Origin of the sequence: Pedobacter sp. AK013 (assembly GCF_014205835.1) — a bacterium.
In the GTDB taxonomy this organism is placed as follows: domain Bacteria; phylum Bacteroidota; class Bacteroidia; order Sphingobacteriales; family Sphingobacteriaceae; genus Pedobacter.
Map to the genome: position 1 here is coordinate 102851 of NZ_JACHCQ010000007.1, position 24877 is coordinate 127727.

The window sequence follows — 24877 nt, forward strand, 5'->3', positions numbered from 1 at the left end:
GATAATTAATAGTAAGGTTTGTTTTTACACATCAAACAGGAAAGCAATAAATGCGTTTTTTATTGAAAACAGACCAAATCAATTAAAAAAACTCACTAACCTTCTCTCTATTAATTATTTAAAAATAGTTAATCCTTTTTAGCGGGATTACCAAGCATTTGTGTCAGTTTATTTTCAAGACCTTTTCCAACCAATGTCTTCCCTACAATCTTACCTTCTGGATCGATCAGGAAATTTTGCGGTATGGCACTAACACCATACAATTTTGCCGCTGCACTGTCCCATGATTTAAGATCAGATAGTTGCAGCCATGGCAAACCATCGGTCTTTATAGCCGCCAGCCACTGATTTTTTGCTTCAGTCTTATCAAGCGATACCCCAACCACGGTGAAGTTTTGATCTTTGAATTTATCATAAATCCTGAGCAGGTTTGGATTTTCTGCCCTGCAAGGACCACACCACGATGCCCAGAAATCTAACAAAACGTATTTGCCCCTTAAAGAAGAAAGCTTTACTAATTTCCCTTCCGTATCAGCCAACTCAAAATCAGGCGCTGTTTGCCCAACAGCGGTAGCTTTCATTTGCGCTAAGGTTTTAGCAAAGTTTATACCTTTAACACTTTTCTTTATACGGTCAGAAAATCCATCAAACAAAGATTTTACCTCAGCATATTCTCCATCATAAGCTAATTTAGACATCAGATTGAGGGCAAGATCGGAATCCGTGTGTGTTTTTACGAATTTTGCATAGGCTTCATTGGTCAGCTTGCTATATCTTTTTTTGAATTCTTCCAGCTTATCTTCAAAATCAGGTGTGTTTTGAGGATTTGATTTCCCTTCCATGAGAGCCTTATCTTCAGGAGATAGTTTAGCTAAGGCTGCGTCTACAACGTTATTGAACTCGGTATAGTCATTGTTCATCTGCGTTCCGGTTACCTGGAATCCAATGAAAGTGCTTCCCTCCTTTATTGCAACTACGATTTTGCCGGGTTCTAAAATTACGGTACCACGCTCAAGACTTTTATCTCTCCCAACACCCTTAGTATCAAAACTCAGTTCCGCTGAGACTGGCGAAGAAGGGGCTGTCCCGGCGAATTTGAATGCCCCATTTTTCAATGTAACCGAATCCGTAATATCTTTACCGTTTAAAGTATAATCCAAATAAGCCTTAACTGGCGCATTAAATTCGCCATATTTTCCTGTGATGGTAAAAGTGTTTTTCCCGCCCTGTGCAAAAGCACTCAATTGCATTATTGATAAAGCGGCGATTATTAATTTTTTCATATTGTTATTTTAAAGTTCCGGATATTAAATGATGTTAATGGTAAATTCGACTTCATCCGGAGGAAGACACATTTTATCGTCACATACCATAAACTCTACTTTCCCTTTTATTGCGGCATTTTTACCCGTTAATTTCACTTTTTGCTGAAAAACGACTGTGTTTTCGAAAAAGCCGACTTCCATCATAAATGCAGGTTCCAAACGCACAATTGCCTGGGGCTCCTTTGTAGCCCCAATCAGGCTATAGGCATTGGATTTTTCAAAGGCAAATTTTGTAGGTTGTGGACCACCTTTTCTAACATACTGTGAATATAAGTGCCAGCCTTTTTCCAAAGTGGCTTTTACGAATACAACTGCTTCATTTTTGCCTGTTTTCTTTGCAGCATAGCTCCACTTTACCGGGTGATAAATCTGGCCGAATCCTTTAAGCGTAAAAAACAAGCATATGAATAATAAAATCAGATTTTTTTTCATATAGGTATTTATAAATTAATTGTTAAGGGCAGCGTGCTTTTTAGTAATTTCTACCATAGCTTTAACTTCATAATATTCGCGATCTGTTGAGCCGGCGTAACCAATTCCTTCCATCCTTATTATTCCTTTAGGATCGATGATAAACTTATGCGGTGTGCCTTTCGCACCAATTGCTTTAAATAATGCCATTTCGGGATCGCGAAGCACATCAAGTGTAAGCTTTGATTTATCGACATATTGCTGCTGCGTTTCCTTATCTTCTGCAATACCCGCAACAAATAATTGAAATGGTTCATCCTTATAATCTGCAACTACCCGTTCAAAGGCAGGAAAGCAAGCTTTGCACGGCGTACAGGTTGTGCTCCAAAAATCAACCACCAGGATTTTTCCTTTGTAATCAGACACTTTAAACGGCTCACCATTTAATTTGGTGATGGCAACGTTTGGTGCAGGTTTGCCAACCGGATCCCACTTACCTTCAAGTTCTTTATAATAGTGCTGATAGGCCTCATCTTGTAATGAAGCTACATATTTTGCTGCGTTATCCTCTCCGTTTACTTTTGCGTAGATGGTTTTAAGCGTAGCTAAAAGTTTGGGATTTGATTCTGCATCTTTAACAGCAACGGTTAGTGTATCAATCGCCTTTTGCGTTTGGCCGTTTGCATCTAAAATGAACGCATAACGACTGATAAAATTTGGCTTTGAATCTTTAAAATAATTCATGTTCCTCATCTTAGCGTCTTTAAGTGCTTCCTTAATTTTTGCTAAAGCAGAACTGTTATCTCCATTTATACAATCTACTGTAGCTGAAATTTCCAGTAAGAGTTCGTGTGCGTGTTCAAAATCATCTTTACGTAAACCCTTTTCAATATCTTTAATATATTGTTTAGAAATTACATCAACCCATTCCAGGTGTTTTTTCTCATCTAACCACTTTTCAAAAATGTTGGTTAGCTCATATAGCGATAGACCATCTTTTACATACTTATCATATTGTTTAAACTTATCTAAATTTTCCTCATGAAGCCAGCCGACGGCTATTGCGCCCCTGATACGATCGTAAAGTTTTCTATTTTTCTCTGTTTCAGGTATCTTTTTAGTTAAGTCTTTATAAAATTTCTCCTGATGCTGCACTTTACCAATAAGGGTGAACTCGTCATACTTTTCAGCCAAAGGATTAGGCTGTTGCGCCTGAGCTCCGAAACTAATAATCAGCCCAAGACCTAAAGTCGCGATACATTTTTTTAAATTGTTGATTTTCATAACTACATTTTGATATATGATATAATAGCGGCTGGCATTCCTGCCAGCCGGGAAGAATGATTATTGATTATCTACTAATCCCTGATTTTGATTTACCATGAGCTCACCAAATTTCATCGCATAGCGCTTCGGCGTTAACTTATAAGTTTTTAAAGCATTTCCGTCAGCATCCAGCAGGTAGTGCTTAGGATTGATATGATCCTTATAGATCGGATCGACAGAAAGACGACGCATATCTAACCAGCGTAAGCCTGAAAGTGCAAACTCTCTAATGCGTTCATCTAAAATAAATCTAACCATTGCCTGCTGGTCTGAAACTACGCTTGAAGGCAGTGCCACAGCTGAGGCGGGCATTCTTTTTGACCGTAACGCTTCAACATCTGCCTTGGCACCGATCAGGTCATTTCCACGTGCCCTTATTTCGGCACGCATTAAATACATTTCGGGCAGAGATGGTCCTATGTCAAGAAAGAAATTGGGATAACGACGTACTTTTTTAGGATAAATCAGGTCGCCAAATAACTCAGTGTCCGAATAAAGCAGCAATCGCTTATCATCATCACCATAAAGAGTGGCTACCTGAGGGGTGAAAACCGGGCAATCGGCAAAGTTGAAATTCCACACCGTGGTAGAAATATTATAAATGATCTGGCTGTTGTTTGCTGCAAGGGGAAGGTTGCTTAAAGCACCCAGAAAGTTGAGCGGAAACCAGGTACCAGCTGCATTTTCATCTAAAACAGTGTTGTAGTCGTAAAGTGCGAGTGGTATGGTTGATTTAGACAGCTCTGCAAAAGCATCGTCGATATGTGTTTTAGCCGAAGCAAAATCAAGCATATTCATATATACCCTGGTAAAAAAGAATTCAGCAGCCATTTTAGATAACCTCCTGCGGTGCGTAACCGGCCCCAGATCAGGAAAGGCTTCTGTTAAATCTTTAATGATCGCAGTATAACATTCCTTTACAGTTGCACGGGTAAACGATGTTTGGGTAACATCAGCAGCAGTAATGAGCGGTATGCCCAAATCAGCTGAAGCAGGATTGTAAGGCAAAGAAAAATCATTCAAAAAGGCCAGGTTGCAAATGGCTCTGCCAACTTTTGCTTCAGCCAGTAACTGCTTTTTCTGCTGATCGCTTCCTTGAGTTGACTGCATCACCTCGTTAATGATCTTGTTAAAAAGGTAAAGCCTTTGAATATAACCGGTAGGAGCTGTTATTTCCTGCGGAAGTTCGTTCTGCTCGTAAACCCTGTCTTCATACCGAAACAAACGTTGAACACGTAAAGGCACGCTTTCAAGATAATTATTTTGGAGTGCCACATCATCTCCAAGATATATTGAAGCAGAAACGGTATTTTGCAAAAACAAGCCATTTAGTATCTGTTCATAATCGTTTGTAGTTTTTGCGATCAGTGATCCTTTGGGCTGTATTTCCAAAAAATCTTTTTTGCAGGAGCCAGCTAAAAGCATGTTGCAGGCAACCAGTGTCATTAAAAAGTATTTCGTTGTGAGTTTCATAACTGTTAATTCTGTTTAAAGTGTGATATGGGCCCCTAGTGTTATTGTTCCTTGTCCGGTGCGCAGGTTTCTTATCGCCCCGGTGTTGCCAGCGGTCTGGGTTGCGCCGACATTTCCTAATGACTGGAACTCCGGATCGATCCCTAAATCATTGGCTTTCCATAACATTAAGTTGGAAACCTGCGCTCTGAATGTTATCGATTGGGCATGAAGTTTTTTGATCAGCCCGCCTCTAACATCATAGGCCAAGGTGATGTCGCGGATCTTTGCGAAGGAGGCATTAAACACATTGCTGTTCGCATAGGTATAATAATTGGTATTTCTATTGCCGCTAACCGCACTGGTGGCCGCATACCGGGGGATATCGGTCTTATTCTCATCGCCAGCTACTTTCCAACGGTTGGTAAACTCGCTGGTCATGTAATTTGAATAAGGTACGCCCGACCAGAAGGTATTTACATCGCGAAACATTACGTTTCCGCCATTATAAATAATATTGATGCCCAATGTGACATTTTTATAGCGGAAATTGTTAGAAAAACCACCGCTGGAAACAGGTTGCGAACTTCCCATGTAAACTACATCCTGGGCAGTAGTGGCTGTAGGATTTGATGTAAGCATTCCATCAGCCAGCCTAACCTGGGGATCTCCAGAAGCATTTAAACCTGCATAGTTGTAAGCAAATACAGCAAAAGAAGGATAACCATCAAGAAACCTGGTACTGATCATGCCTGGTCCGGTAGTGATGGGTGTAGCATTGGCAAGCCGCGATATCTTATTTTTATTATATCCTAAGGTAAATGAAGTAGTCCAGGTGAAATTGTTATTGCTGATATTTAGCGAACCGAGCGAGATATCCAAACCTTTGTTTTGCAGATCGCCAAAGTTCCCAACTACAGAAGCAAAGCCCGTAAGCGGTGCGGTAGTGAGGTTGCCGATCAAATCACTTGTTTTCCTGATATACCCATCTATCGAACCGAACAATATGCCATTCAGGATTTCAAAATCAAGGCCCAGGTTATAGTTTTTGGTCCGTTCCCAGGTAAGTTTCTTGTTCGCAGGCGCCTTAATGATCAGGCCAATACCATTTGGATAATTGACATTTGTTTCAGCACTTAAAATATCCCATGATGCTGCAGTACCCGGAGTAGGCGCATTGCCTGTAATACCGTAGGTAAACCTAAGATCTAAGCGGCTTAACCAATTTACAAGCTTCATAAACTCCTCTCTTCCAAGCGCCCACTTGCCTCCAATACTCCACACAGGTCTGTTCTGGGCCGATTGGTCGAAGCCGAACAAATTGCTTCTATCGATACGGAAACTGCTGTTCAGCGTGTATTTTCGGTCGAATGTATAGCCTAAATTGGCAAAATAAGAGGATGTCCGGCTGATTACCCCTTCACCACCGGTTACATTATTAGCTAATGTCCTTGTTCCTCCCGGTACCGTTCCGGTAATACCTTCACCTAATAATTGATAATTTACGGGTCTTGCTACCTGAAGCTGATCATCCCATCCCCGATAGATCGTAGTTGTTGAAAGTGGAGAAATGCTGGTTGCTTCCTGTCCTGCCATAACGGTCAACTGATGTTTGTCAAGCCAGGTGTGATCATACAAAAACTGATTTCTGATCGTCCAGCTTTTAAGCAGTTCATCAGTAGCAGTTAGCCGGCCACCAAAAGCCGGGACATTGTACACAGGGGTACTGTTAAGGGTAGGTGCCTGGGTAAATGTCATTACCTCATCTCTTACCGCATAACTGCCCTGATCCAGCTGCATGCGATTTTTAAAGGAATTAATGTTATAGCCGAATGTTCCCTCATAGCGGAGACCTTTTATAAGCTCCAATGTAACCCCACCTACTACTCTTGTAGATAATGTATTTCCTTTAGTATATCCGTTCTCGATCTCCTGTAAAGGGGAATAATCTAGATTGATCCGGCTTCTTGCCTGGTAATCCTGTCGGAGCTCATCACTATAATTTCCCATATGGCTAACTGTTAGCGGGTTGCCCGAAGGGTTAACAAATAGCTGATAAGGCACCAGATCCAAACTCGGAACGGTGATATTATTACTCTTGGTAATCCTGTTGGTGAGGTCGGTAATCAGGTAAACCTGGAGGCGTTTGTTGAACTTAAAATCTTGACGCAGGTTGATTTTGTACTGGTCGTTTGTCTGGCCAGGAATATTATTAACCACTCCAATATAATTGGCAGAACCATAAAATGAATGTGTTTTACCACCTCCTGATATAGATATGGTATGGTTAGTGGTTGCTGCCTGCCTGTAGAAATACTTTTTAAGCTGATCGCTGTTATCTATTCCTGCTAAACTATCGAGTTTTGCATTAGCCTGGGCCTGGGTTATCAAGCCTCTGCTTGCGTCATACTGTGCCTGCAAATGCGGGGTAACGGGAGCAATCAATTGAACTGAATTATAAGAATTACTTCCCACATATTGAGGAAATAGCTCCTTTGCAGTAGTAATAAACTGGCTGCTGTTCATTTTCTGGATATAGCTCAGATCGGGTATGCCCTGAAAATTATGATATCCGTCGTAGTCAATTTTCAACTTTTCATCTGCAGTACCTTTTTTTGTGGTAATCACAATTACGCCGTTAGCTGCCTTGGCACCCCATATAGAGGATGAAGTTGCATCTTTGAGTATGGTAATATCAGCAACATCCTGCATGTTGATGTTTTGAATAGCATTGTCGGGCACCTGTACACCATCTAAAACTACAAGCGGCCCCCGATTGGAATTGATCGATGATAAACCACGTATCAAAAAGGGATTATTACCCGCATCAGGTGCATTGTTCACTGCCAGGCCAGGCACTAACCCATCCAATCTTTGCAATATATTTGTGCTGCTTGATCTGTTGCTCATAACCGCCAGACTGGGCTTAGAAAATGAGCCTGCACTTCTTTCCCTTGAAAGCGTTTGATATCCTGTTGAGAAGGTAACATTTATCGCTTCAAGATCATTGGCAGCAAATTCAAGTTGAATGGTTCCCATATCTGGCGACGCATTGATCTCCCTGATGGCATATCCGACATAGGAAATCATTAAAACAGCATCGCCAGCAATACCTGCTAAACGAAAGGAGCCATCGGCTGCACTTTGTGTTGAAATTGCAGTGTTTTTAACTTTAACGGTGGCACCCAGTAGTGGCTGTTTTAGTACATTTACAACAACACCTTTTACATCAATCAAGCCCTGGGGGCTTACAGTTGCAGTGTTTGGTTTAGTAAAGATCAGAATCGCTTTGTTTTCCTTATCGATGCTATAGGAAAGGTTGGTTTGAGCAAGTATTTGTTTAAGCGCCGCTTCCAATGGTGCATTCGTAAGACTTACATTAACGGTTTTGTTCTTCTCCTCCGTATCAGTCCAAACTGAACTGTACCCGGTTTGCGACCGGATCTCCCTAAACACCTTTACTAAAGAGATTTTCTTTTGATTAATTGTGATATTTTGTGCTAAACCTGATGCGCTTACATGTAAGAGCGAGATCAGTAGTAGGAAAAAAGTTGGCTTCGAAAGCCTAAAAACTTTGTGGACACAGCGTAAACGCTGCATAAAATCTGTCGTAGAAATTTTATACATTTACATTCTTTTAAATCGTGAATTACCTAGTAAGAAACGTTCATTTCCGATCTGATCGGAAAGATTTAAGAGTTTGGAAAGGGGTGTTCCAGCACTCCTTTTCCTCTTTTTAATGGGTGGCAATTAGTTACTTTTCATGTTGTTTGGTTTAGTTAAGTTGGTTTGGTGGTTGATAATAAATCAGTTCATTAATATTAGGTTATTTTGTAAAACGTGTAACTTTGATTGTTCTTCCATTCACATTAAAGCGCACCTTTTTGGTCATTTCTAAAATCCGCAGCACATTTTTGATATCTCCATGGCGTGTAATGGTTGCCAAAACCCGAATGTCTTTTAATGCTTCATCCTGGTATTCGACACTTACATCATACCACGAGGCAATTTTATCCATGGCACTTTCCATCGATTCGTCGAACATAAAATACCCATCTTTCCAGGCAATCATCTCCTCAACGTCTACATCGCTAACGGCTATTTTCTTTTTGCCAAATAATGCCTGCTGCCCAGGCTTTATCTTCTTCACTTGACCATCTGCTTCAACTTCGATGGCGCCCTCTAATAAAGTGGCAGTAACATGGCCATTGTTAGAAATGCTATTAACATTGAAATGAGTACCCAGATCGCGAATAACCCCCGCAGCTGTTTTAACTGTAAATGGTGCATCTGCCCGATGTTTAACTTCAAAATAAGCTTCGCCATAAAGAAGTTCCACGTCGCGTTTATTATTCGCAAATTTTTCAGGAAATCTGATCGCACTGGAAGTATTGAGCCAAATTTTTGTGCCGTCACTGAGGTTAACCTGATAAACTCCTCCACGTGGAGTGCGAAGGGTATCAAAGACAATTTTAGCAGGAGATGTATTTATATCCCTGGTGTAAGTTAATGATCCGTTTGCATGCTGCCGAACTATTAAACCGGTATCTGGCATCTCAATTTTCTGGAAGCCGTTGCCGAGTAATATTTTTTTCCCGTTTGCCATAAGCAGCTCAGCTTTATTGCCGCCCGGCTTAATATCGGTGTAGACAATATTTTGAGTATTGGCGATTTTTTTAGAAGTAAACAATAAATAAGTAACGGTAGCGACGCCAATTAAAATGGAGGCTGCTATAGAAATATATTTAAAGGAGTATTTGCTGCGCTTGACTAAAATTGAATTTAGAATTTGTTGTGCATCTTCTTCAGGAAGTTCCTGGTCAGGCTCATATTCTAACCAAACATCGTGTAAAAGTTCGTCCAATTCTTGTCGATCTAATACATTTAGTAGCGCAAATAACTCGTCCTGCTCCTTTTCATTACACTTGCGATCAAAATATTTAGCCAATAAAGCCTGTATTCTATTTTCCGACATAAACAACAATTAATTGAACGCAATTTTAGCACGTTTTTAATTGTAAGACGATGAAGTAATTAAAATGTGCAAAAGAAAATTATTTTTTTTTTAAAATTTCAGCTTAGGGACGAAATAATATCATTAGCAACAGAGAAAAGAGACTTCCTTTTAAACTATTAAGGGCATTTCTGAAGTGACTTCGGATGGTTGGGATAGAAAGATTGAGCTTTTTTGCAATTTCCACGTAGTCTTCACCTTCAATATGGTGTAATTCATAAACCACGCGCTGTTGTTTAGGCAGTTTTTTTAACGCAAGTTCATATTTCAATTGAATTTCTGTTGCTTTCATATCCTCAAAAGGATCGCTGGCCATGTGCTCGTTAGCAAGCAAACGGAGACTTGAAACAGCTATTGATTCGCGTGATGTCCGTTTCAATTGGTCAAGGGCAGCATTTTTGGCCATACGATAAACAAAAGCATTGAAATTTTCTACCTGACAGGCATTATGGCGTGTATTCCAGATTTTTAGAAAAACATCCTGAACGATATCTTTTGCAATCTCGGCGGATCCTGTTATCCTGAAAATAAAGCTGTAGAGTTTATCTTTATAGCTATAAAAAAGAGAAGTAAAAGCTTCCTCATCATCTGATAATAGACGACGAAGTAATTCCAGCTCTTTTTCACGTGTTAACTTTGACATCCTGATGCACATCTATCGCCAGAAATCGTGATTAAATCACAAATAATTATCAGGCTAAACTTGGGTTTTGATTAAATCGGAGTAATTTATTAAAACTATCTTAATGTTCAATAAAAATATAAAAATCCCATAATAAAAAAAATGCGAAACAACCTGGATAAAACAATTTATCTGCCTCCATTCAACAAATCGCTAATGCAATGAAAAGTAAAACTTTATAGTCTATTTGTTTCTTAATTATAAAACTGAAAGCTGTCCTTTTCAGGGCACTCGTGCCACGTGTTCAGTTCCTCTTATCGGCTAGGCAAAGGACTGACTTGTACTTTAGTTATCAAATACATTAATTTATCCCTTGTTTCCCCTAAATGTATTTAATAAACAATATATTTAAATTTATAAATGGACGGCATAACCTATATTGAAAATTTTATCGACAATCCCAGTCAATTATTTAACCTTTTAACATCAATCGTAAAATGGGATGAGCGAATGACTGCCCGCAAAACCGCCAGTTTTGGTAAGGCTTATAATTATTCTCAAATCGAATATCCTTACCAGGAGTTTTTACCAGAACTTGAGATCATCAATAAAAAGCTGAAAACTGTAATTGGTTTCGAGCCTAACAACTGCTTAATCAATTATTATTTAGATGAAAAATCTAAAATGGGCTATCATTCAGATCAAACCGATATCTTAGCTACCGGTACAGGCATAACGATTGTTTCAGTTGGAGAAAAAAGAACTTTAAAATTCAGGAACATCGAAAATCCTGATTGGTTTATAAATTATGAACTAACGTCAGGTAGCTTGGTATATATGACACAAGAAATCCAAGCCCTTTGGCAACATTCGATACCCAAATCTGACACCAAAAATGGTAGGATCAGCTTAACTTTTAGGCAAATATTGTAGAAAGGAACATATACCAAGCGGCAAGAAATGAATAAATTCAATATTCTCTTGATATTAATTGTTTTTATTGGAGCCTGTTCAGACAGTTATAAACAGCATTATGAAGACTTTGAAAGTTTTAATAAAACCAATCTAAGAAATAAAAGCTGGTTTCCTAAAATTATTGATGTTACAGCTTATAACATAAAGAGCATTTCAAATTTTGAAAAGTTAGCTGACTTTGGCACATTCAGCTATTCAAATGCAAAATATTATGATCTGATTTTTAAAGATAACAAGATTAGTATCAACTTCTCCGAATTCGGAAAAAATGTGAATAAACACCCCAGACAAATTCCCGCTTGGTTTATTGATGTTAAAAAAGCAGACGCAAATAATTTTGAAACAATAAAAATAGACCGATTTTACATAACCAGAAACAAACAAGAAAAACAAGTTTATTTCGTGCTGACTAATTAAAACCAATTCTTAGTGCAACAGCCTTAGCCCTGTTGGCGTTCCCGAAAATCGCTAGGTGTACACTTATACCTAGTGCGAAAGCTTTTCGTAAAATTGGCCAAATCATTATAGCCACAATTAAAAGCAATGTCTTTAATCCTCTCTTTTGAAATTAACAGCATTTCGGCAGCTTTTTCGAGTCTTTTGGTTTTGATGTAATTGGCAGGTGTATCGTTATAATGCCTGGCAAATTCGCGTTTAAAAGATGATAAGCTCAAATTATTAAGCTGGGCCAGGGCATCGATACTGAGCTGGGCGAACAGGTTGGCCTCAATAATTTGCTTAAAGGTATAGGTAGTAGGCGAAAAAAGCTGCGTAAATATAGTTTGTATGGCCCGGGCATTAGCGGTCTGGGCCAGAAGCAGGATAATTTCTTTTAACTTTAAAACCAGTATATCTTCATTTACCAGTGCCGGATGCTGAAAATAAAACAGCAAGCCTTCGATATATTTTTCGATTAAAAAATTGTTGTTTAAGATTTCGATACTTTTATTCGAAACCATCCGATCGGGTGCCTGAAGTATAACCGGCATCTCTCGGTCGTAAATCCGCTTTAAAATATCGGGATGAAAATTAACGACCATAATTTCGTTAATGTCTCCTCTATTTAAGCTACTAATGGTTTTGCTGGCTTGTATACAATTTAAAAACAAAGCATGTTTATGGGGTATATTTATCCGGTCTTCGTCGCAGTGATATTGCATTTCGCCCTGTAACATGTACAAAAAGCAGGCATTATCGGTAATGGGAAAATCGAAGGTAAAAGGCGCCTTTATCCTGATGTTTTGAATAATGGATTTACCAAACAAATCGTATTTTTTATGGTCAATGATCATATTAAAAAACCTTCAGCTATAAAAATAGAAAAACTAATGCAGGGTTTGGCTTTTAAGCACCCTGCATTAGTCTGTTAATTATAAAAATTTAAATGATCAAAAAGGCATGATGCCCATTAATTCAATTTAGCTAACCTGCGTTGTTTAATATACTGGTAAACAGCACCTGCAATAAATGCAATTAAAAGCACCAGCAGGGTTTTGGCAATTAGCGGATCTGTAGGGCCTTTGGCCAACGGATGCCCCAGTGGTACACGGGTAAAGGTTTCGTTTACGGTAGGGATGAGCGAGAGAAAGAAGCTTAAAGAGAGTAAAAAATTCTCTACATAGCGTGCCTTATTACTGGCACTTCGCTTTACCGAGAGCCAAAAAGCAACCACCACCAAAATAAAAATGAATACCGAAAAAATATGCCCCGCATTAAAACCACCGTGTTTGGAGATCCCCAATGCTGTTAAAGCCGTAACGGTAGTGGTATAAAAGTATATTTTACCGCTAAGATGCGTTAAATCAATTTTGCCAAAGCGGACAAACGAAACGATTGCGGCTGCAATAGCCACGATACCAATGATGGTATGAAAAATTCCTAAACCTGATAGTCCCATAGTATTTTTTGTTGAGTATCTAATTGTTTACAAAAGTGGCTATAGTAAAGTTAAGGGATTTTGTTTATTCGTTCAATTATTTGGTAATCCCGTTCAAAAATGACCAGATATGTTGCTACCAGCCTAAAGCAATGACCGGACTTGCACTTTGTGTTTTGGCAGGCAGGATATGGTTCGAAGATTGGGCTGTTTGCATTTTTCTGCAATTGAGCAAAACAAGTTTGAATAAAAAAAACGGCAAAAAACAGGTTGAAAGTTTTAAAGATTCCCCTTAAGTCGGATATTGGTAAAACAGCGGTTTTCCTGATTTCTGAAAATTCTTCGTTTTTGCTTGGCTCAAAACTCCTTGTTGATGGTGGTATGACCTAATTAGCTAAGTAATTCTTATTCACTGGCACGGGTTTAACCTGGTGCCAGCGAATCTTAGATATTAAAACCCAACGCCAACCTGTAGCCCTGCGCCTAAAGATGCGGGTTGGCCGTTGCCGAACCGTAACGGAACCGGGATGGCTGCATATAAGTTAACATTCTTTCCCTTCAATAAAACCTGATTAACAACTGGTGTAAAACCAAACCTGCCGTTGGTCTCGAAGGCTGCCCTTGCAATAAATGTGAACCCGTGACTGAAGCGAAACATTGCACCGGGGTGAAAGAGCACTGAATTTACTTTTGAAATGCCATTCTCTGTTCGGATAGAAGGTACCAATTCAAAGCTAACACCAAAATGTTCGCTTTTTAGGATGTTTATGCCAAAGGGAAAACCTATGGTATATACTTTCGAAAAATTATCAGCAAAACCTTGTTTGCTCCAGCTGCCTATCGGGTTGAGTATAGCCACATATCCTGTTACCTTTGGGTATGGAGAAGATTGTTGCGCATTTGCAGAAAACATTGATGACGCAGTAACACAAACTGTTAATAGAAGCGACCGGATGATTAAATTGGTATTCGTTTTTAACATGATAACTTGTTTAGATAAATTTAATAAGCAAACCGATTACCGCAGCTGCAGCTACAACATAGGGTTCCTGAATTTTTTTGATATAAATTAGGGCGAGTACAGCCCCGATGGCAATAGCAGCTGTTGCAATATCAGTAACCGACCGCAAGCCGATTACGATTACCGACCCTACCAGTGCACCAATCACCGCTGCTGTTATACCCTCTACAAAAGCTTTGATACTGACATTCCTGGCAATCTTTTTAAATGATGGCGCAAGGGCCACGGTAAAAAGGTAGCAGGGCAGAAATGTGGCCAGTGCGGCTACACATGCACCAGGAAAGCCTGCAACCAGATAGCCAATAAAGCCAACAGTAATAACCACCGGCCCGGGAGTGATCATGGCTACGGCTACCGAATCTACAAACTGATGTTCTGTGAGCCAGTCAAACTCTTTTACCACCCCACCGTGCAGAAATGGTACAATAGCAAGGCCGCTTCCAAAAACAAACGTACCCGCTTTGGCAAAAAACCAGCCGATCTCCTGTAATATCTTGCTATCATAATTCCAAAATCCCGTACTTATAAAAATACCAGCAGGAAGTGATGAAGGTTTCTTTAACCATTTAGGGGGTGCCTTGATTATCATATAAAACAGTCCACAGGCTAAAAAGAGCAATATCTCTTCTCTTTCGGTAATTACGGTAATCCCTATTCCCAACATATAAAATATCCATAAAAGCCAGTTGGAACGGATTGCAGAAAGCTCCAGCTTACTAATAGATTTAATGGTAAGCTTATAAGCGCTTACCGCAATAATTCCAATTACTGCAGCTCCAACACCGTAGAAAACGGCCTGCATCCAGGCCAGTCCGCCATAGAGTTGGTATACCATTCCGAGGATAACCACCATCATAAAAGACGGGAGCACAAAGGCAAGTCCGCTCAACGTTGCCCCCAGAAAACCATAGTGCACAAAACCGATATAAATACCCAGTTGCGCTGCCAGTGGGCCCGGCGCAAGTTGGGCCAGTGCCAGCCCCTCTTTGTATTCTTCTTCGCTGATCCACTTTTTATCCTCAACCAGGTCGCGTTGCATATAGCCTACCAACGCCACCGGTCCACCAAAACCCCAGGTACCGAGTTTTAGAAAGTAGAATACGATCTGCTTAAGCGAGTAGGTGATGTTTTGATCAGCCTTCTTTTGATGCTCCATTGTTTTTAAGTGATTTTTAAACCACAATATTAACCAGTGGAAATACGCAAAAATTGAACGGAATTAACTATTTTGTATTCTTTTTACCTTTAATGAGATTTTTTCTGAATGCGGAGGGATTTTCTCCCGTTTGTTTCTTAAAAATCCGGTTAAAATGGCTCTGATCTGAAAAACCTGTAAGGTATGCAATCTCCGTTAGTGAATAAGATACCGTTTCCATCAGGCTAATGGCCTTATCAATGCGCATCTTACGGATGTAATCGCCAAAAGACAGGTTATCAAAATATCTTGAGAATTCACGTGAAAGGTATGCAGGGCTAATCTCAAGAGAATCAGAGGCCTGCTGCAGGCTCATGCTCATATTAGTGTCCAGCTGATCCTGGATCATCTCCCGCAATTCCCTGGTCCATTCAGGAGCCTTTTTTTCGCTTGATTTTAAATACTTATTGTACACTTCGAGCAACAGTTGCTCAACAGGTGATTGCGTATGCCGCTGATCATGCAGGTGCCTGGCCCAGGTATATAATCCATCATAAACCTTCATACCAAGTTCGAGTAGTTCCTGGTCATTGGTTATATTTCTGGAAAGCCCCAGAAAGATAGCAGAAAGTCCGGCTGCCTGAGGCGCAAAGTCTAGCCTATCCGTATCGGCACCACGAATAATTGCTGCCATACGGTCGAGCGCTTCATCCCTGATCTGGTGCTTTTTTAAAAAATAATCAAATGTACAGCGATCTTCATAATGGCTGTATTCTACCCCGGGGAGGTCGAAGGGAATGGCATCAAGTTCATCAGCCAAAATTAAAACCCGTTCAAAGGGGACGTAAATGATCTCTGCTCCAGGATCAATAAATCTTTTGATCAGCCACGGACAGGCTATCCTGTCAATTTTTGGTCTTTCCCTGGTAATCCACTTCATGGTTGGAACAATATAGTCATGCTTACAAAGTTAATTGTTAGCAAGCAGAATACCTGTTGCTTGTTGCATGAACGCTAATAATTATTTGCCCAAAGTTTATATATGGCGACTCTTCAAATAGCCTTTCTTTTTTTACAAGCTTGCTTTTCTGCTAAGGCCAGTGCAATGTAGCTGCACTAAAACAGTTTTTGAAGCTATTTCGCCTGGGCTTAATTAAACCGTTTGACTAAGCCGTTAATTTGATCTTTTTTCCTGTTTTAACGGCCTCATAAATGGCATCAATAATTTTAAGATCTTTCAAACCCTCCTCGCCGTCGACAGGAACTATTGGTTTCTTGTCTTCAAAAATAATAGTGGCGAATTCATCCATCTGTACAGTTTGATGCGTAGTTATGGGCTGCGTGAGTTCCCCTTTATGTGTTCTACCTTTGATCGGACCATAACCGGTAGAAGGTTGCATTTCTGCAAATCCCTTGTCGCCACTCATAAAAAATCGATCCAGGTAATTGATGTTATAACTAGACAAACAAGAAGCTACTGCACCGCTAGAGAATCCCAATTGAAATTGTATGGTTTCATCTACACCTTCTTTAAATTTTAGTGGGTCGGTCTTGGTTTCCTGAGCCGTAACCCAAACCGGCTCATCACCTACCATATACCTTGCCCCGTTAATCGCATAGATCCCAATATCCATCATTGACCCGCCACCTGCAAGCGCTTTGTTTAACCGCCACTGCGTAGGATCGCCTATTTTAAAACCACATTGCCCCTGGAAAAACATGATCTTACCGAAATCGCCCGCGTTTCTCATTCGGATCACCTCCAGTGTGCGGGGTTCAAAATGCATTCTATAGCCAACCAGTAACTTTACATTCGCTTTTTTACAAGCATCAACCATCTCTTGGCCCTCTTTGGCATTCAATGCCATCGGTTTCTCGCATATAACATGTTTTCCAGCTTTTGCTACACGTATAACCTGATTGTGGTGCAGCGCGTTTGGCGTAATCACATAAATTGCATCTATATCCGGATTATTTTTCACCTGATCGAAGTTTTCGTAGTGATAACAATTCTTTTCCGGGATGTTGTACTTCGTTTGCCACTCTTTAATTTTTGAAGGCGTACCACTAATTACACCTACCAGTTTCGCCCTGGTACAAGCCTTCATCGCCTCCGCTACTCGGGTGCCGTACCCACCTAAGCCCATGATGGCTACGTTAAGTACCTTACCCTCGTAAGGCTGTTCAATCTCGTCAAGAGCCTTCGCAAATGTCGATAGTGAACCCAATTGCAGCATCAACGCTGATGCACCCATTTTTTGTAGAAAGTCTCTTCTGGTATTCATATTATTCTGTGGCTATGGTACCTGTTCAGCAAAAATACTAAGCAATATGTGCAATCGCCCTGTTTTTTTTTTTCGATTAATTATCTGATTTACTTTATGATATGTAACACCAACCGGTTATATATAGTTTTCAAGATATGATTTTTGGCTCGTCCGAACAAGAAGATTAGTATGTAATTATCTGAAAAACCTCGCGAATTCATGAGGCAAAAAAATAAACGTCGTAAATACGTTAAAAATCTTGCAGAATGTTTTTTTATTTGATAACTGTTATTACATTCGTATACTGAATCGTTGAAAACCAGGTAGAACAGGCAGTACCAACTTAATTTTCAAAACGAAAACATCTTAAACCAGCATTAACCTTACCAATGATGGTTATGCAGTATCTAACCAATTAATACCAAAATGATGGAAGAAGTTTCAGAGGAAAATTTACTTTTATTGCGTATTGCCAATGATGATCGTATTGCATTCAGCATGCTTTATAAGAAATACCTTCATAACTTAAGCCTGTTTGTTAATTCTATTACCAAAGATACCGGGCTTTCTGATGAACTGGTTCAGGATATTTTTGTCAAAATCTGGTTAAACCGAAAAAACCTGCCCTTAATTGATTCCTTCAAATCTTATCTATACCGTTCAGCAAGTAATCTGTTGATAGATTATATTAGAAAACAAAAAACGCAACTTAAAATAAAAGACATATCGCAACGATTCGGGGAAACCTATTCAGAAGCTGCCGATGAGGGATTGATTTATACCCAAACATTACAATATCTGCATAATGGTATCAAGCTTTTACCTGAAAAGCGAAAAAAGATTGTAGAACTTAAAATGCACGATGACCTTTCTCTTGATGAAATTGCATTACAGTTAAAAATATCAAAATCGGTGGTAAAAAAACAGCTCTATACCGGAATGACTTTCCTGAGAAATCACCTAAAACATTTTTACAGGATTGCACCTTTTATTTCTTTTTTATATTTTTTTCTTTAAGAAGGGGTTCTTTTTCGTTTCACATCCGTCTTAGCAGATATGGAACAAAAGGATGTTGAGCAACTCAAGCAAAAATTAATTCTTGGTGAATTGACCGAGCCTGAACAGCAGGACTTTTTTAATTGGTTAAAACAATTAGATCAGCCTGAGCTAAATGCATTCATGCAAGAATATAGCGCATTATTTGAACAAAAAACAGACAGTTTGGCTGGAGAACTGCACGAGCGTTTGACAAACCAAATCGAAATGCGTTTAGATGCTTTGGAAGCTGCCAACACGCCATTTTGGAAGCGGTCAGCTTTTAAACTCATGGCCGCAGCTGCCGTATTGGTTCTGGCCTGCTCTTCTATATTTTTGTACTATTCTAACTTAAACGGGCACACACAGACTGCACTCTCCAAAAGCACTACTATCCCTCATGCAAAAGCTATTTATGGTGGAAGCGACAAGGTGTTGCTTATTCTTTCCAACGGTAAGCGTATTGAAGTAAATAACTTCACTAAAGGGCAGCTCGCCGTAGAAAATGGCTATTCTATCGAAAAAGAAAGCAATAATCTTTTAAAATACAGAAAAATCAATACAATTATCGCTTCGGCACCAGGTGATTCGAACACCATCGTAACACCCCGCGGTGGGCAATACTGCGTTAATCTTCCAGATGGGAGTAAGGTTTGGCTGAATGCGGAAAGTAAATTAACTTATCCGGTAGCTTTTTCGGGCAATATCAGGAAAATCGCCCTGCAAGGCGAAGCTTATTTTGAGGTAACCCATAATCCTGATAAACCTTTTATAGTTTGTTTTAAGGGCTCAAATGTAAAAGTGCTGGGCACTCATTTTAATATCTGCGCATATAATGATGGTGAAACGCCTAAAACAACCTTGCTCCAAGGCTCCGTAGAGGTAAGCACAGGTGATTGCAAAAAAATAATATTACCCGGACAGCAGGCCATTTCAAGTCATAATATCGCTATAGTTAATATCGACACCAACCACGTTATGGGATGGAAGAACGGAAATTTTTCATTTGAACACGAACGTATCGGCACTGTGATGGGAAAAATATCACGATGGTATGATGTTGATGTAAAATATCAGGGTGAAGTAACACAAGAGGAATTTGTTGGTTCGATTCCAAAATCCAAGAATTTGGAAGAAGTACTCCACAGGTTGGAGTTGACCGGATTGTTACACTTTAAAATTAGAGGAAGGAGCGTTACCATTATGCCATAAACCTACAAAAGGAGGTTGGCTCATCCTATGAAACAAAAGCCAGAGTGCTCTAACACTCTGACCTGATGTTTGGATCGCCACCAAGTAATCTACACAATAGTACAACCAAATATAAACCCAAACATTCAAATATATGAATTATTATGCATCACGCGTAAGTAGGCTTCTGGCTTATCTGCGTAAACCGCTGCTGGTTATGAAATTAACATGCCTACTTTTAGTTTCCCTAATGCTACAGTTCTCATTGGCCAGTAGCGGGCAAACGGTAACGCTTTCCAAAAAGAATGCGGCTGTTGAAAAAATTTTCAAGGAAATTGAGCGCCAAACCGGCTACCAGTTTTTGTACACCAGGCAAATGCTTAACGGAACTCACCCGGTGAGTATCGAAATTAATAAAATGAGTTTAGCAGAGGCATTGGATCTCTCCCTAAAATCGCAACCCATCAGCTACAAGCTTGAAGATCGTATCATTATCATTCAGCGGCGAGCAATCATTGAACCCAAAGTAAATAAAGTTGTTGAAATTGTTGTTGCAGGAAAAGTTACTGATGAGGCCGGTCTGCCAATCCCTTCTGTGAGCATTAAAGTTAAAGGTACCAACACAGGTGTGCAAACAGCACCAAACGGAACCTACAGCCTTAAGGTTGCTACTGGTACCGAAACTTTGGTTTTTAGCTCAATAGGTTTTACTTCACAGGAAATACCAGTCAATAACAGAACTGAAATCAATGTTAAGCTAAAGGCAGAAGCCAATAATTTAACAGATGTAGTTGTAATTGGATATGGCTTGCAACGTAAAGGTGATGTAACCAGTTCAGTAGCAAGCGTTAAAGCCGAGAATTTTGTTAAATCGCCAGTATTAGATGCAGGCCAGTTAATTCAGGGTAAAGTAGCTGGACTAACAGTTAATACGCCAAGTGGCGACCCTACATCAAGTAGCAAGATCAGGCTGCGTGGCAATAACACGCTCTTTGGCGCAAATGCCGATCCACTCGTTATTGTAGATGGCGTACCCAGTAGCCTCAAATTGGTTGCCCCAGAGGATATTGAATCTGTAGATGTATTAAAAGATGGTTCGGCAGCAGCCATTTATGGTGTGCGGGGCACCAATGGTGTAATTATTATTACCACTAAAAGATCTTCAGGAAAGAACAACAATGTGGTGGAATATAGTGGCTCTGTAAGTACCCAAACTATTGCCCGAAAACTCAATATGCTTACTGCCGATGATTACCGCAGGCAGATTGCCGAAGGGACACGTCTTCCATCATACGATCTTGGTGCAACTACAGATTGGTTAAAAGAGATTTCGAACAAGACACCGATTACCAATATCCACAATATTACTTTCCGTGGGGGTAACAGTCAAACCAATTATCTGGCTACCGTAAACTACCGTTATTTTAACGGGATATTTAAAAAATCTGACAACTCTACGCTTACTGCAAGAGCGGATATTAATCACTCCATGTTTGATAATAAGGTAAAAATCAACATGGGCGTTTTGGTACAGAATAATAAATATACCCAAACAGCAGATGGAGGAAGTTTTAACGGATATGTGTATCGCCAGGCCCTGATCCGTAACCCAACCTCTCCCCTTTTTGGCAGTGATGGACATTACTTTGAAGAACCGAACAATTTTGAATATGATAACCCTGTTGCACGTCTTTTCGAAAGTACGGGACTAAATCAAAACACCACACAGCGTTTAAATTCTCAGATTACTTATAACCCTATTGCCGGTCTTAAGTTAAGTGCCTTAGGTTCATATACCAAATACGTTTCAAATGGTGGTTATTCAGAATCGAAGTTCCACATTTCCAACATCAGAGACAAACTTAATGGCTATGCTTCACTGGGTTCTACCCAAAGTATAGACAGATTGCTTGAGCTTACGGCTCAGTACTCAAAAAAACTAGGCGACCATAGTTTCACCTTATTGGGTGGATACAGTTATCAGGATAATTCGTACCTGAATTTCTATGAGCGGAATTATGATTTCCCTACAGATGCTTTTGGTTACTATAATATTCAGCAGGGCCGTGGTGCAAACCGCGCTTTAGATGCACTATTGGGAAGTGGCTATTCGGAAACTAACCTGATTGGTTTTTTTAGCAGGTTAACCTATAGCTACAAAGATAGATACCTGTTAATTAATGGCCTCTTTAAGAAGAGAAGGTGCCAGCCAGCTTTACGGTGCTGAAAAACCTTATGGTAATTTCCCGTCTGTATCTGTTGGATGGAAGATCACCAACGAAGCATTTATGAAAGATCAGACGATCTTTGATGACTTAAAGCTTCGTGCAGGATATGGTGTAACCGGGAACCAGCCGAGCGATGGGTTCCGCGCTGTTGCATTGTTAGGCTATGGTGCTAACGTGCTATCTAACGGCACCTGGATCCAGACACTGGTTCCTACGCAAAACCCAAATCCGGCTTTGCGCTGGGAAGAAAAGAGAGAGACTAATATTGGTCTTGATTTTAGCCTATATAAAGGAAGAGTTACTGGTACTGTTGATGCTTACAACAGAAATTACAACGGCTTATTATTTGATTATCAAGTACCTAGCCCACCAAACCTTTACCCAAGCACAAGGGCAAATGTAGGTACCATGCAAAATAGAGGTATTGAGGTTTTATTAAATATTGTACCGATACAAAACAAAGATTTTGAATGGACAACAAGCTTCAACTTTTCGACCAACAGAAATAAACTGGTTAGTTTATCTAACGATTTATACCAGGCCACAAACGACTTTTTTACCACTGGGGGAACAGGCCCGCCAGCAACCACTTTTACCAATATTGTTCGCGTTGGTAATAACATTGGAGATTTTTACGGCTTTAAAGTTAAAGGCGTAACTGCTGATGGTCAGTGGATTTATGAAGGTAAAAATGGCGAAGATGTTTCTTATAGCCAGTACAATCATGCTTTTGAAGATAAAAAAGTACTTGGAAACGGTATTCCTAAATTTACAGGCGGATGGAACAATAATTTCAGGTATAAAGACCTCGATTTAAGCATTACCATGCGTGGTGCCTTTGGTTTCCAGATTCTCAATTTCCAAAGAATGTATTATGAAAACACGGGTATTCAGAATTATAACCGATTGGTATCAGCTTACGATCCTGTTTTTGGTATAGCTGTTCTCAATAAAAATATGCCTGTAGAATTTAACAGCTATTACGTAGAAAATGGCGATTTCTGGAAAATTGACAATATTGTATTGGGTTACACCTTTAACAAGCTAAAAACCAAATACCTTAAAGGTGCAAGGGTTTATGTTTCTTCACTAAACACTTTTACCATTACAGGCTATAAGGGCTTAGACCCCGAAGTGGATTGGAGCGGTTTGGCGCCTGGAAATGATAACCGGGACAAGTATCCTACCGCCCGTACGTTTACACTTGGTTTTTCTCTTAATTTTTAATCCTTTACATTATGAAAACAAGATATATATTGAGTACTGGCATCATAGCACTTGTGGTCCTGGTTATTAGTTTAGCATCCTGCACTAAGTTAAAGGACGAAAACTACTCTAAATTTATTCAAAATAAGTTTACGCCAAATACCTCTGATGTGGCAGCCCTGGTTGGAGCAGGCTATACGTATTGGAGGCCATTAATGCTCGGAAGAAGCAACAACTCTATTTTTCGTACTAATGAAATTTCCAGTGATGAAGCCGTAATACCCGCCCGCCCGAATGGATGGGTTGACAATGGTATCTATCGCCGGATGCATGAACATAGATGGACATCAGATGAGGACAACAGCTATCAGATCTGGAACAATGCCTACGGAGGCATTACTTCATGTAACCGTGTACTCTATCAGATTCAATCCAACCTGATTCCAATCCCTACCGGTAAAGACGCTACTATAGCCGAATTACGCGCCTTAAGGGCATCTTACTATTATGCACTTTGCGACTTCTTTGGCGGGGTACCTATAGTGGATAAGTTTGATGTGCCATCCGGATTCCTTCCACAACAGAGCACACGTGCTCAGGTATATGCCTTTATTGTGAAAGAGCTTACCGAAAGCCTTCCAAACCTAAGTAAGGCTAATACTCAGGCTACTTATGGCAAATTTAATTATTGGGCTGCCTCTGCCCTGCTGGCTAAAGTTTACCTGAATGCTAACGTCTATACCGGCACTCCGGCCTATGCTCAGTGCATTGCAACCTGTAATGAGATCATTGCTTCAAACGTATACACGCTGGAAGCCAATCAGAAAACTATTTTTCTTGACGCAAATGAAGGCAGCAGAGAAACCATTTTTGCTATACCCTTTGATGAAAAGTTTACTACTGATGGTGGTGATGCTTTTACCCTGCACATGGAAACGCTTCAGCCAGAAAACCAGGCTACTTACAACTTCAAAAACTCGCCATGGGGAGGAATCTGTGCTACACCACAATTTGTAAGCACTTTCGATCCGCAAGATAACCGACTAAAAGACAATTATGTGCAGGGACAGCAATATACTGCTTCGGGTGCTGTTTTATTGGGAACCATTGGTGCCAGTAATGGGAAACCGCTGATCTACATCAATGAACTTCCGGGTGTAGATCAATCTGACGAAGTACATGGTTTCAGGTTAGGGAAATTTGAATTCAAGCCAGGTGCACTGGTAGGGATGAACAACGATTTCCCTTTGCTTAGGTATGCCGATGTTTTAATGATGAAGGCCGAATGCCTGTTAAGAACAGGAGATGCTGCTGGTGCCGCTGCATTGGTAACACAGGTTCGTCAGCGATCTTTCTTAAACAATCCTTCAAAAGCAACCGTAACCGGTAGCCAGCTGTTGCAGGGTAGCGTGTATAACTATGGCCTTCGCAATCACTTAACTTCTACGGTAGAAGGTGGAGCTGACATTCAATACGGAAGGTTTCTGGATGAACTGGGTTGGGAATTTAATACAGAGGGACGTCGCAGGCAGGATATGATCAGATTTGGTGTTTTCACTAAAAAATCGTGGTTATCACATTCGCCAAATGGAGATTACCGTACACTATTACCCATTCCACGTGCGGAATTGGCTAAAAACCCGAATATAAAACAAAACCCGGGGTACTAATCCTAAATAATGAGGTTGTATTTTAAGTTATATATTCAAAATCAAATTTGTCACGTTGAGCCTGTCGAAACGCTTTTAAGACATTTAAAAAAGTCCTTCGACAAGCTATCATTGACAGAACCC

General features: G+C 40.0%; 21 protein-coding genes. 8 read left to right on the forward strand and 13 right to left on the reverse strand.

Annotation, left to right across the window (positions count from 1 at the left end; all coding sequences use genetic code 11):
• Window positions 1–128: 128 nt before the first annotated feature.
• From HDC90_RS06995 to HDC90_RS07025, 7 genes are all read right to left on the reverse strand, one after another.
• Complete coding sequence (locus HDC90_RS06995; RefSeq protein WP_184465246.1) at window positions 129–1283, reverse strand: TlpA disulfide reductase family protein; 1155 nt, start codon at window positions 1281–1283, stop codon at window positions 129–131.
• A 24-nt stretch (window positions 1284–1307) separates the two neighbouring features.
• Window positions 1308–1757, reverse strand: coding sequence for a protein-disulfide reductase DsbD domain-containing protein (locus tag HDC90_RS07000; RefSeq protein ID WP_184465248.1), 450 nt, complete (start codon window positions 1755–1757; stop codon window positions 1308–1310).
• Between the two features lie 15 nt (window positions 1758–1772).
• Complete coding sequence (locus HDC90_RS07005; protein ID WP_184465250.1) at window positions 1773–3020, reverse strand: TlpA disulfide reductase family protein; 1248 nt, start codon at window positions 3018–3020, stop codon at window positions 1773–1775.
• A 60-nt stretch (window positions 3021–3080) separates the two neighbouring features.
• The gene (locus HDC90_RS07010) at window positions 3081–4535 is read right to left on the reverse strand and encodes a RagB/SusD family nutrient uptake outer membrane protein (RefSeq protein ID WP_184465253.1); all 1455 of its coding nucleotides are present in this window, start codon (window positions 4533–4535) and stop codon (window positions 3081–3083) included.
• A gap of 15 nt (window positions 4536–4550) precedes the next feature.
• Entirely contained in the window at window positions 4551–8141 is a 3591-nt protein-coding gene (locus tag HDC90_RS07015) for a SusC/RagA family TonB-linked outer membrane protein (protein ID WP_184465255.1), read from the reverse strand.
• Window positions 8142–8340: 199 nt separating this feature from the next.
• The gene (locus tag HDC90_RS07020) at window positions 8341–9489 is read right to left on the reverse strand and encodes a FecR family protein (RefSeq protein ID WP_184465258.1); all 1149 of its coding nucleotides are present in this window, start codon (window positions 9487–9489) and stop codon (window positions 8341–8343) included.
• Between the two features lie 103 nt (window positions 9490–9592).
• A complete protein-coding gene (locus HDC90_RS07025) occupies window positions 9593–10171 on the reverse strand; it encodes an RNA polymerase sigma factor (RefSeq protein WP_184465259.1) in 579 nt (192 codons plus the stop codon).
• A gap of 399 nt (window positions 10172–10570) precedes the next feature.
• Here HDC90_RS07025 and HDC90_RS07030 point away from each other — a divergent pair, with 399 nt between their 5' ends.
• On the forward strand, window positions 10571–11083 hold the full coding sequence (locus HDC90_RS07030) for an alpha-ketoglutarate-dependent dioxygenase AlkB (protein ID WP_184465261.1): 513 nt from the start codon (window positions 10571–10573) through the stop codon (window positions 11081–11083).
• A gap of 27 nt (window positions 11084–11110) precedes the next feature.
• The gene (locus HDC90_RS07035; protein ID WP_184465262.1) at window positions 11111–11542 is read left to right on the forward strand and encodes a hypothetical protein; all 432 of its coding nucleotides are present in this window, start codon (window positions 11111–11113) and stop codon (window positions 11540–11542) included.
• A gap of 23 nt (window positions 11543–11565) precedes the next feature.
• Here HDC90_RS07035 and HDC90_RS07040 read toward each other — a convergent pair whose 3' ends face one another.
• Entirely contained in the window at window positions 11566–12417 is an 852-nt protein-coding gene (locus tag HDC90_RS07040) for an AraC family transcriptional regulator (RefSeq protein WP_184465263.1), read from the reverse strand.
• Between the two features lie 116 nt (window positions 12418–12533).
• Window positions 12534–13022, reverse strand: a complete 489-nt coding sequence (locus HDC90_RS07045) for a hypothetical protein (RefSeq protein ID WP_184465264.1) — start codon at window positions 13020–13022, stop codon at window positions 12534–12536.
• A 249-nt stretch (window positions 13023–13271) separates the two neighbouring features.
• Here HDC90_RS07045 and HDC90_RS07050 point away from each other — a divergent pair, with 249 nt between their 5' ends.
• Window positions 13272–13391 (forward strand): SDR family oxidoreductase, encoded by a 120-nt coding sequence (locus HDC90_RS07050; protein WP_255497524.1) that lies wholly within the window; start codon window positions 13272–13274, stop codon window positions 13389–13391.
• 61 nt (window positions 13392–13452) lie between these two features.
• Here the strand turns inward: HDC90_RS07050 and HDC90_RS07055 are convergent, their stop codons facing one another.
• From HDC90_RS07055 to HDC90_RS07070, 4 genes are all read right to left on the reverse strand, one after another.
• A complete protein-coding gene (locus HDC90_RS07055) occupies window positions 13453–13983 on the reverse strand; it encodes a hypothetical protein (protein WP_184465265.1) in 531 nt (176 codons plus the stop codon).
• 10 nt (window positions 13984–13993) lie between these two features.
• A complete protein-coding gene (locus HDC90_RS07060) occupies window positions 13994–15178 on the reverse strand; it encodes a chromate transporter (RefSeq protein WP_184465266.1) in 1185 nt (394 codons plus the stop codon).
• Window positions 15179–15245: 67 nt separating this feature from the next.
• A complete protein-coding gene (locus tag HDC90_RS07065; protein ID WP_184465267.1) occupies window positions 15246–16097 on the reverse strand; it encodes a chromate resistance protein ChrB domain-containing protein in 852 nt (283 codons plus the stop codon).
• Window positions 16098–16323: 226 nt separating this feature from the next.
• A complete protein-coding gene (locus tag HDC90_RS07070) occupies window positions 16324–17442 on the reverse strand; it encodes a Gfo/Idh/MocA family protein (protein ID WP_184465268.1) in 1119 nt (372 codons plus the stop codon).
• A gap of 411 nt (window positions 17443–17853) precedes the next feature.
• Between HDC90_RS07070 and HDC90_RS07075 the strand changes: the two genes are divergently transcribed.
• From HDC90_RS07075 to HDC90_RS07090, 5 genes are all read left to right on the forward strand, one after another.
• Complete coding sequence (locus tag HDC90_RS07075; protein WP_184465269.1) at window positions 17854–18441, forward strand: RNA polymerase sigma factor; 588 nt, start codon at window positions 17854–17856, stop codon at window positions 18439–18441.
• Between the two features lie 39 nt (window positions 18442–18480).
• On the forward strand, window positions 18481–19671 hold the full coding sequence (locus HDC90_RS07080) for a FecR family protein (RefSeq protein ID WP_184465270.1): 1191 nt from the start codon (window positions 18481–18483) through the stop codon (window positions 19669–19671).
• 196 nt (window positions 19672–19867) lie between these two features.
• A complete protein-coding gene (locus HDC90_RS25305) occupies window positions 19868–21877 on the forward strand; it encodes a SusC/RagA family TonB-linked outer membrane protein (RefSeq protein WP_221451806.1) in 2010 nt (669 codons plus the stop codon).
• Window positions 21831–23105, forward strand: coding sequence for a TonB-dependent receptor domain-containing protein (locus tag HDC90_RS25310; RefSeq protein WP_221451807.1), 1275 nt, complete (start codon window positions 21831–21833; stop codon window positions 23103–23105). Before HDC90_RS25305 ends, HDC90_RS25310 begins: the two co-directional genes overlap by 47 nt.
• 11 nt (window positions 23106–23116) lie before the next feature.
• Entirely contained in the window at window positions 23117–24754 is a 1638-nt protein-coding gene (locus tag HDC90_RS07090; RefSeq protein ID WP_184465271.1) for a RagB/SusD family nutrient uptake outer membrane protein, read from the forward strand.
• Window positions 24755–24877: the final 123 nt, after the last annotated feature.

Coding starts and splice junctions, on each gene's coding strand:
- HDC90_RS06995 (WP_184465246.1), bottom strand. CDS start 1,283: ATGAAAAAATTAATAATCGCCGCTTTATCAATAATGCAATTGAGTGCT.
- HDC90_RS07000 (WP_184465248.1), bottom strand. CDS start 1,757: ATGAAAAAAAATCTGATTTTATTATTCATATGCTTGTTTTTTACGCTT.
- HDC90_RS07005 (WP_184465250.1), bottom strand. CDS start 3,020: ATGAAAATCAACAATTTAAAAAAATGTATCGCGACTTTAGGTCTTGGG.
- HDC90_RS07010 (WP_184465253.1), bottom strand. CDS start 4,535: ATGAAACTCACAACGAAATACTTTTTAATGACACTGGTTGCCTGCAAC.
- HDC90_RS07015 (WP_184465255.1), bottom strand. CDS start 8,141: ATGTATAAAATTTCTACGACAGATTTTATGCAGCGTTTACGCTGTGTC.
- HDC90_RS07020 (WP_184465258.1), bottom strand. CDS start 9,489: ATGTCGGAAAATAGAATACAGGCTTTATTGGCTAAATATTTTGATCGC.
- HDC90_RS07025 (WP_184465259.1), bottom strand. CDS start 10,171: ATGTCAAAGTTAACACGTGAAAAAGAGCTGGAATTACTTCGTCGTCTA.
- HDC90_RS07030 (WP_184465261.1), top strand. CDS start 10,571: ATGGACGGCATAACCTATATTGAAAATTTTATCGACAATCCCAGTCAA.
- HDC90_RS07035 (WP_184465262.1), top strand. CDS start 11,111: ATGAATAAATTCAATATTCTCTTGATATTAATTGTTTTTATTGGAGCC.
- HDC90_RS07040 (WP_184465263.1), bottom strand. CDS start 12,417: ATGATCATTGACCATAAAAAATACGATTTGTTTGGTAAATCCATTATT.
- HDC90_RS07045 (WP_184465264.1), bottom strand. CDS start 13,022: ATGGGACTATCAGGTTTAGGAATTTTTCATACCATCATTGGTATCGTG.
- HDC90_RS07055 (WP_184465265.1), bottom strand. CDS start 13,983: ATGTTAAAAACGAATACCAATTTAATCATCCGGTCGCTTCTATTAACA.
- HDC90_RS07060 (WP_184465266.1), bottom strand. CDS start 15,178: ATGGAGCATCAAAAGAAGGCTGATCAAAACATCACCTACTCGCTTAAG.
- HDC90_RS07065 (WP_184465267.1), bottom strand. CDS start 16,097: ATGAAGTGGATTACCAGGGAAAGACCAAAAATTGACAGGATAGCCTGT.
- HDC90_RS07070 (WP_184465268.1), bottom strand. CDS start 17,442: ATGAATACCAGAAGAGACTTTCTACAAAAAATGGGTGCATCAGCGTTG.
- HDC90_RS07075 (WP_184465269.1), top strand. CDS start 17,854: ATGGAAGAAGTTTCAGAGGAAAATTTACTTTTATTGCGTATTGCCAAT.
- HDC90_RS07080 (WP_184465270.1), top strand. CDS start 18,481: ATGGAACAAAAGGATGTTGAGCAACTCAAGCAAAAATTAATTCTTGGT.
- HDC90_RS25305 (WP_221451806.1), top strand. CDS start 19,868: ATGAAATTAACATGCCTACTTTTAGTTTCCCTAATGCTACAGTTCTCA.
- HDC90_RS25310 (WP_221451807.1), top strand. CDS start 21,831: ATGGCCTCTTTAAGAAGAGAAGGTGCCAGCCAGCTTTACGGTGCTGAA.
- HDC90_RS07090 (WP_184465271.1), top strand. CDS start 23,117: ATGAAAACAAGATATATATTGAGTACTGGCATCATAGCACTTGTGGTC.